This is a genomic window from Longimicrobiaceae bacterium, assembly GCA_035696245.1.
GTDB lineage: Bacteria > Gemmatimonadota > Gemmatimonadetes > Longimicrobiales > Longimicrobiaceae > DASRQW01.
The window spans coordinates 1-7,965 of the sequence record DASRQW010000490.1 but is presented as its reverse complement, the minus strand read 5'-3'; the positions used below and the strand labels follow the sequence as shown (position 1 = coordinate 7,965).

General features: G+C 70.7%; 6 protein-coding genes. 2 read left to right on the top strand and 4 right to left on the bottom strand.

What is annotated here, in order from left to right:
* Both glmS and glmM read right to left on the bottom strand, forming a co-directional pair.
* A partial coding sequence (gene glmS / locus VFE05_21980; GenBank protein HET6232760.1) for a glutamine--fructose-6-phosphate transaminase (isomerizing) occupies positions 1-1,281 on the bottom strand: 1,281 nt, incomplete at its 3' end.
* Between the two features lie 47 nt (positions 1,282-1,328).
* Positions 1,329-2,699 (bottom strand): phosphoglucosamine mutase, encoded by a 1,371-nt coding sequence (glmM, locus tag VFE05_21975; protein HET6232759.1) that lies wholly within the window; start codon positions 2,697-2,699, stop codon positions 1,329-1,331.
* Positions 2,700-2,908: 209 nt separating this feature from the next.
* Between glmM and VFE05_21970 the strand changes: the two genes are divergently transcribed.
* Positions 2,909-4,579, top strand: a complete 1,671-nt coding sequence (locus tag VFE05_21970) for an AMP-binding protein (protein ID HET6232758.1) — start codon at positions 2,909-2,911, stop codon at positions 4,577-4,579.
* Between the two features lie 201 nt (positions 4,580-4,780).
* On the opposite strand, the gene yedA is transcribed toward VFE05_21970, so the two are convergent.
* A complete protein-coding gene (gene yedA, locus VFE05_21965; protein ID HET6232757.1) occupies positions 4,781-5,854 on the bottom strand; it encodes a drug/metabolite exporter YedA in 1,074 nt (357 codons plus the stop codon).
* Entirely contained in the window at positions 5,844-6,323 is a 480-nt protein-coding gene (locus VFE05_21960; protein ID HET6232756.1) for an Lrp/AsnC family transcriptional regulator, read from the bottom strand. The genes yedA and VFE05_21960 overlap by 11 nt, the downstream gene beginning before the upstream one ends.
* Positions 6,324-6,537: 214 nt before the next feature.
* Between VFE05_21960 and VFE05_21955 the strand changes: the two genes are divergently transcribed.
* Positions 6,538-7,701: a cystathionine gamma-synthase gene (locus tag VFE05_21955; GenBank protein HET6232755.1), complete on the top strand. Its 1,164-nt coding sequence runs from the start codon at positions 6,538-6,540 to the stop codon at positions 7,699-7,701.
* Positions 7,702-7,965: the final 264 nt, after the last annotated feature.

Genomic DNA, 7,965 nt, shown 5'->3' with positions numbered 1-7,965 from the left:
GCGCAGCCGCCCCAGGTGCACCGTCAGCATCGCCAGCACCTCCACCTGGCTGGTGAAGGCCTTGGTGCTGGCCACGCCGATCTCGGGCCCCGCGTGCAGGTACACCCCCGCGTCGGTCTCGCGCGCGATGGTGCTGCCCACGGCGTTCACGACGCCCAGCGTGGTGGCGCCGGCCTGCTTGGCCTCGCGCATGGCCCACAGCGTGTCGGCCGTCTCGCCGCTCTGCGAGATGGCGATGGTGAGCGTGCGCGGCTCCACCACCGGGCGGCGGTAGCGGAACTCCGACGCGTACTCCACCTCGGTGGGGATGCGGGCGATGTCCTCCAGCATGTACTCGCCGATCAGGCCGCTGTGCCAGCTCGTGCCGCAGCCCAGGATGATCACGCGCTCGATGTCGCGCAGCTCCTCGTCCATCCCCTGCAGGCCGCCCAGCTTCACCGCGCCGTCCTCCACCAGCAGCCGCCCGCGCATGGTCTCGCGCAGGGTGGCCGGCTGCTCCATGATCTCCTTGAGCATGAAGTGGTCGTACCCGCCGCGCTCCACCTCGTCCAGGTCCCAGTCTACCCGGCTCACCGCGCGCTGCACCGGCCCCTGCGACGGCCGATGCACCGTGTAGCCCTTGGTGGTGATGGTCGCCATGTCGCCGTCGTCCAGGTAGATGACGTCGCGGGTGTGCGCGATCACCGCCGCCGCGTCGCTCGCCACGAAGGTCTCGCCGTTCTCGCCCACCCCGATCAGGAGCGGGCTGCCCAGGCGGGCCACCACGATCTTGCCCGGGTCGCGCGTGCTGACCACGGCGATGCCGTACGTGCCCTCCACCTGCCCCAGCGCCGCCTCCACCGCGCGCTCCAGCGACTCGCCGGACCGGCCGTCGCCCGTGGTGTACAGCTCCTCGATCAGGTGCAGAAGCACCTCGGTGTCGGTCTCGCTCTTGAAGACGTGGCCGCGCTCGGTGAGCAGGCGGCGCAGCGCGTTGGCGTTCTCGATGATGCCGTTGTGCACCAGCGCGAAGTCGCCGTTCTCGCTCGTGTGCGGGTGCGCGTTCGTGGTCGTGGGCGGGCCGTGCGTGGCCCAGCGCGTGTGGCCGATGCCGTACACGCCCTCCACCGGCTCCTCCACCAGCAGCTTCTCCAGCTCGGCGATCTTGCCGGCTTCCTTGCGGATGGAGATGGTGCCGTTCTTCGCCACCGCGATCCCGGCCGAGTCGTAGCCGCGGTACTCCAGCCGCTTCAGCCCCTGGATGAGGAGCGGCGCGACCTGCTGCGCACCGATATATCCCACGATTCCGCACATAGTCGTTCGCTTCCGCGTTTGAGAGTGGGTGCAGCTTATGCCGGGAGCGCCCTGCGCAGGGCCTCCACCAGCTCGTCGGCCTCGGCGCGCGTGGGCGCCTCGCAGATGATGCGCACGATGGGCTCGGTGCCGGAAGGCCGCAGGTGCGCCCACTTGCGCTCCGCCGGCCACGACAGCCGCAGCCCGTCCTGCCGGTCGGCCTCGGGGGCGCCCATCGACGCTTCCAGCGCGGCGTAGACCTCGTCCAGCGGCTTGTCCGGGCGGGCGACCTTCTCCTTCACGATCTCGTACCGCCCGATCTCCGCCGCCAGCTCGCTCAGCGGGCGGCCGGTCTCGGCCAGGAGCTGGAGGATGAGGGCGGCGGCCACGGGCGCGTCGCGGGTGAGATGGACGTCGGGCAGGATCACGCCGCCGTTTCCCTCGCCGCCGATGGTCGCATCTTCCGCTTGCATCCGCCGCGCCACGTTGATCTCGCCCACGGGCGCGCGCACCAGCCTGGTGCCCGCCTTCTCCGCCACGTCGTCCAGCAGGCGGCTGGTGGAGAGGTTGGTCACCACCTTGCCCGGCCTGTGCCGCAGGACGAGCGACGCCGCCAGCGCCAGCGTGTAGTCCTCGCCGATCGCCTTGCCCTGTTCGGAGACGAGGGAGAGGCGGTCCACGTCGGGGTCCGTCGCCAGGCCGACCACGGCGCCGCCCTTGGCGACCAGCGCCTCCAGCTCCTTCAGGTTCTCCGCCACCGGCTCGGGCTCGCGGGGGAAGAGGCCGTCCGTCTCCAGGTTGATGGCGTCCACCGTGCAGCCCAGCGCCTCCAGCAGCTGCGGGAAGATGTTGCCGCCGGCGCCGCGCACGCAGTCCAGCGCCACGTGGAAGCGCTTCGCGCGGATCTTCTCCACGTCCAGGAACGGGATGGCGAGGATGCGCGCCAGGTGCCGCTCCACCGCGCCGCCGTCCTCGCGCCACTGGCCCAGGTCCGCCCACTGCGCGCGCGGGATCTCGCCGTCCAGGAAGGCGCGCATCTCCGTGCCCTCGTCGGCGTCCAGGAACATGCCCGTGGGGCCGATGAACTTGAGCGCGTTCCACTCGATGGGGTTGTGGCTGGCCGTGACCGCCAGCCCGCCCGCCGCGCCCAGATCCTCCACCGCGAGCTGCACGCTGGGCGTGGGCACGATGCCGACATCTACCACGTCGCAGCCGACGGACTGGAGCGCCGCGGTGGCCGCCCGCATGAACATGGCGCCGGAAACGCGCGAGTCGCGGCCGATCACCACCGTCTTCCCCGGCCCGCGCTTCAGCGCGTAGGCGCCGAAGGCGGCGGCGAAGTGGGCGATCACCTCCGGGGTCAGGCCCCCGCCAACCCGGCCGCGCACGCCGGAGACGCTCACCATCAGTTGCGACGTATCGAACACTGAACCTGTTCCGGCGATGGAGTAAACGGGCCGTCTGGATGTGCTCCCCCGCCGCGGCGGGGGAGAAACCGGGGAATCTGCCCCGCGGCGTCGGGCGGCGTCAAGCGCGGCCCCGGCGCGGGCGCCACGGTGTATGCAAGTTCGGTTCTCACCTTGCAGATGCCGCCGCACGGCCTTCCGCCGCCAGTCTCCACGCCCATTCCGAGCCGATGCACGAGACGCTTCCGGACCCCGTAACCGCCGCCGCCGCGCGCTTTCCGGACCGCACCGCGATCCTGTCCGACGCGCCGTGGACGTACACGGAGCTGGAGCGGCGCGTCCGCGCGTTCGCGGCGGCGCTGGACACGATGGGCGTGTCGGGAAGACGCGTGGCGCTGCTGCTGCCGAACGTCCAGGCGTTCCCCGCCGCCTTCCACGGCATCCTGCGCGCGGGCGCCAGCGCCGTGCTGCTCAACCCGCTCTACTCGCCGCGCGAGGTGGCCGAGTACGTGGCGGACTCTCGCGCCGCCGCCGCCGTCACCACGCGCGACCTGGCCCACCTTCTCCCGCCCGGCATCCCCACGATCCTCATCGACGCCGCGATGGACGAGATCGAGATGCCCGGAGATGCACGGCAGCCCGCCCCGCCCCACGCGGCATCGTCCGACGGCGCCTCGGTCGATGGCGCATCTCGCGCATCTGCCGAACGCGCTTCATTCGCGAGCGATTCGGTAGATGGCGGGACGGTAGATGAAGCGCGGTCATCTGCCCGATTCGCATCTACCGAATCTCCCACCGTTCGCTCGTCCGCGGCTGCGGCGGCGGATGCGGACCCGGTGAGGGCGGCAGAGGTCGCGGCGCGGGCCGCGGATGCGATCCTGGCGGACGAGCTGGCGCTGGGCGACGACCGCGAGGCGGCGGTGATCTACACGTCGGCCGTGAGCGGCTGGGCCCGCGGGGCGCGGCTCACGCACCGCAGCCTGGGCGCGAACCTGGCCGCCGTCATGGAGGCCATGCAGATCGGCGAGGGCGACCGCGTGGTCACGCTGCTGCCTCTGATCCACGCATTCGGGCTCACCGTGACGCTCAACGCGCCGCTCGCCGCGGGCGCCACCGTGCTCCCGGTAGAGCGCTTCCACCCCGTTCGCCTGCTGGAGCTGCTGGAAGAGACGCAGGCGACGGTGCTCTGCGGCGTCCCGGCCATGTACATGGCGATCCTGGCGGCGGCGGAGCGGCGCGGCGTGCCCCGCCACAGCGTGAAGGCCGCCATCTGCGGAGGCGCGCCGCTGCCGGAGGAGGTTTCCGCGCGCTGGGAAGCCATGTTCGGCGTCCCGCTGCGCGAGGGCTACGGGCTCACCGAGGCGTCGCCCGTCTGCCTCTTCAACCGGCTGGACCGGCCCAACCGCCGCGGCACCATGGGCTACCCGTTCCCCGGCGTCTCCGTCACCATCCGCGATGAGCGGGGCGACGTGCTGCCCACCGGCGCGGTGGGCGAGATCTGCGTGGCGGGCGAGAACGTCTTCGCCGGTTACGTGGGCGAGGGCGGCCGCAATGTCGAGGACTTCCACGGCGAGTGGCTGCGGACGGGCGACCTGGGCAGCATGTCGCAGGATGGCGCCGTCACCTTCCACGGCTGCCTCAAGCCCATGTTCACGCGCAGCGGCTTCAACATCTACCCCGCCGAGATCGAGCGCGTCCTCCTCGAAGACCCCCGCATCGCCGCCATCACCGTCGAAGCCGTCCCCGACGCCGCCAAGGAGAACGACATCGCCCTCACCATCCGCCCCGCCCCCGGCGCCGCCCTAACGGAAGACGACGTCCGCCACCTCTGCCAATCCCGCCTCGCCGCCTACAAACAACCCTCCACCATCACCCTCGACCCACCCGCCGCGCAAACCTAACCACCTGTAGGGGTGCGATTTATCGCATCCGCAACTCTCCGCCGCAGGAACCTCTCGACACGCGTTGCCGGTAGATGCGCATCCACCCCGCATCTCCCGATGCGCGTTTCGGCAGATGCGTATCTTCGCCATCTCCGAATGATGATCGACGGCGCATCCGAGGATACAGCCGCCGATCATCTACCGTCCTCGCCCGATGCGCTACCGTCCGCCGCTGCTCGCCCGCTTCCGCATCGGCGCGAGGTTCGCGGGCGATGAGGCGCGCGCCGTCTTCCCCGCCCCGCCGATCTCCGCATCTTCCGAAAGCGGACTCGCGGCAGCGCCCTCGTCCAGCACCTTCGCGGGCGCATCCTCCGCCGGGCGCTTGCCGCCGATGGTGATGATCGCCACGGCGGCGATGATGACGGCGGCAGCGAGCAGCGTACGGCCCGTCACCGGCTCGCCCAGCACCAGCCAGCCCAGGAACACGGCGACGACGGGGTTCACGTACGCGTAGGTGGAGACGAGCGCGGGCGTGGTCGCGCGCAGCAGCCACACGTACGCGCTGAACGCCACCAGCGACCCGAAGACGATGAGGTAGCCCAGCGCCAGCAGGGACTTCAGCGTCACCGCCTGCGCGCCGACGGACGACAGCTCGCCCGTGGCGCCCGCGATGACCGTCAGCAGCACGCCGGCGGAAAGCATCTCCACAGCGGTCGCCATCAGCGGGTTCTTCGGCATCGGTGCCTGCCGCGCCCAGATGGACCCGAACGCCCACGACAGCGACCCGGCGAAGACGATGGCCGCGCCGCCCAGCGGCACTCCGCCGCCGCCGGAGAGCTCGCCCGGCCCCACCAGCAGCACCATCCCCGCGAAGCCCACCGCCAGGCCCACGAACGTCCGCCGCGCGGGCCGCACGCCGCCGCCGGGCCGCAGCCACTCCAGGAGCACCATCCACAGCGGCACCGTCGCCACTAAGAGCGCCACGATGCCGGACGGCACGGTGCGCTCGGCCATCACCACGCACCCGTTGCCGCCCACGAGCAGAAGCGCCCCCACGATGCCGGCCGCGCGCCACTGCCTCGGCTCGGGGTTCGGCACGCCGCGCAGCCGCAGGAACGCGTACAGGACCGACCCGGCGATCACGAAGCGCGCGCCCGCCATCGCCAGCGGCGGGATCGTGTCGATGGCGATGGCGATGGCCAGGTACGTCGATCCCCAGATCACGTACACGATGGCGAACGCCGCCAGGAGCTTCAGCAGCGCCGCGCGCGAGACCTTCGTTTCAGCCGCCATCTTCCACCTCCCCGCGGGCCGGCGCCGGCACCGTCCACGATTCCTTGATGGTGTCCATCACGATCGTCGACCGCGTGGACCGGATCGTCTCGATCTCGCCGAACTCCTTGCGCAGCAGCTCGCCCAGGGCGCGTGTACCGGCGGTGCGCACCTTCACCAGGAAGCAGTCCTCGCCCGCCACGTGGTGCACCTCCTGCACCTCGCGGATGGCGGCCAGGCGCTGCGCCGTGGCCGTCGCCCCCGCGCGCTCGTCCGCCCGCACGAAGACGTACGCGGTGAGCCACAGGCCGTACGCCTCGGGGTTCACGCGGGCCACGTAGCCCTCGATCACCCCGCGCTCCTCCAGCTTGCGGATGCGCTCCAGGATCGCCGACGGCGCCATGCCCAGCTGCCGCGCCACCTCGGCGTTGGACGTCCGCGCGTTCTCCTGAAGGATCGTCAGTATCTTCTCGTCGATCTCGTCGATCATTCTCTCATCCCTCCGTTGAATCGAACGTACTTCTTGCCGCCGCGGCTGTCAACGATCATCTTTCGGAGATCGGGACGAATGGCAGAACGATCCGGCCACGTTCGTCTCACCCGCGCGAACGATCGTCGCCGCGGGCTTGCTTCGGCCGCACGATGCCCGCTATTCTGATTCGCCCCCGCGGCACGGGGGACCACCTGCTTCCGCGAGACGCGAGATGAAAGACGAGAAGGCGCAGGACGGGCTCCGCTTCGGCACGCTGGCCATCCACGCCGGCCAGCACCCGGACCCCACCACGGGCGCCATCATGACGCCGGTCTACCAGACGTCCACCTACGTGCAGCCGGAGCTGGGCCGGCACCTGGGCTGGGAGTACGCGCGCACGCACAACCCCACGCGCGAGGCGCTGGAGCGCAACGTGGCGGCGCTGGAAGGTGGCAAGCACGGCCTGGCCTTCGCGTCCGGCAGCGCGGCGACGGACACGGTGGCGAAGCTCCTCTCGGCCGGCGACCACGTGGTCTGCGGCGAGGGCGTGTACGGCGGGACCTACCGGTTGTTCAGCAAGGTCATCTCGCGGCAGGGCATCGACATCACCTTCGTGGACAGCGGCGACCTGGAGCAGGTGCGCGCCGCCATGCGCCCCAACACGAAGCTTGTGCACATCGAGACGCCCACCAACCCGATGATGGCGCTCTCCGACATCGCCGCCACGGCGGAAGTCGCGCGCGAGGGGGGCGCGTGGCTGAGCGTGGACAACACCTTCGCGTCGCCGTACAACCAGCGGCCGCTGGAGATGGGCGCCGACCTGGTGATCCATTCCACGACGAAGTACATCAACGGCCACTCGGACATGGTGGGCGGCCTGGTGCTCACGTCGAGCGACGAGCTACACGAGCAGCTGCGCTTCCTGCAGAACGCGGCGGGCGCGGTGCCGGGGCCGTGGGACTGCTGGCTGGCGTTGCGCGGCACCAAGACCCTGCACCTGCGCATGGCGGCGCACAACGCCAACGGCCAGCGCATCGCCGAGTGGCTGGAGGCGCACCCCGGCGTGGAGCGCGTCTACTACCCCGGCCTGCCCTCGCACCCGCAGCACGAGCTGGCCAAGCGGCAGATGCGCGGCTTCACCGGCATGATCTCCATCGAGACCGGCTCGCTGGAGCGCGCCAAGGCGTTCGTAGACCGCGTGCGCCTCTTCGCCCTCGCCGAGTCGCTGGGCGGCGTGGAGAGCCTGATCGGCCATCCGGCCTCCATGACCCACGCCTCCATCCCGCCCGAGAAGCGCGCCGCCATGGGCCTCAGCGACGGCCTCGTCCGCCTCTCCTGCGGCGTCGAAGACGTGGAAGACCTCATCGCTGACCTCGACCAGGCGCTCGGGACGTAGACCTGCGAGGCAGGATGTGCGGTAGACGGGACCCGGTGCAATCGAGGTTTGGACCATGAATCTGAGGATTGATCCCGCGGGTGTGGATGGTAGATGCGAAGAGGGGCAGCCGCGTGCGCAGGCTGCCCCTCCTCGCATCTACATGCCGTACACCGAACACTCCCTTTGACCATATTGCCTTTGATCGTAGCTCTCAGTATTGTGAGTGGTCCACCGCGCGTCAACTCGGGAACCACGCATACTTCCTTGGATTTACGAATGGCC

Coding starts and splice junctions, on each gene's coding strand:
- VFE05_21960 (HET6232756.1), bottom strand. CDS start 6,323: ATGATCGACGAGATCGACGAGAAGATACTGACGATCCTTCAGGAGAAC.
- VFE05_21970 (HET6232758.1), top strand. CDS start 2,909: ATGCACGAGACGCTTCCGGACCCCGTAACCGCCGCCGCCGCGCGCTTT.
- VFE05_21955 (HET6232755.1), top strand. CDS start 6,538: ATGAAAGACGAGAAGGCGCAGGACGGGCTCCGCTTCGGCACGCTGGCC.
- yedA (HET6232757.1), bottom strand. CDS start 5,854: ATGGCGGCTGAAACGAAGGTCTCGCGCGCGGCGCTGCTGAAGCTCCTG.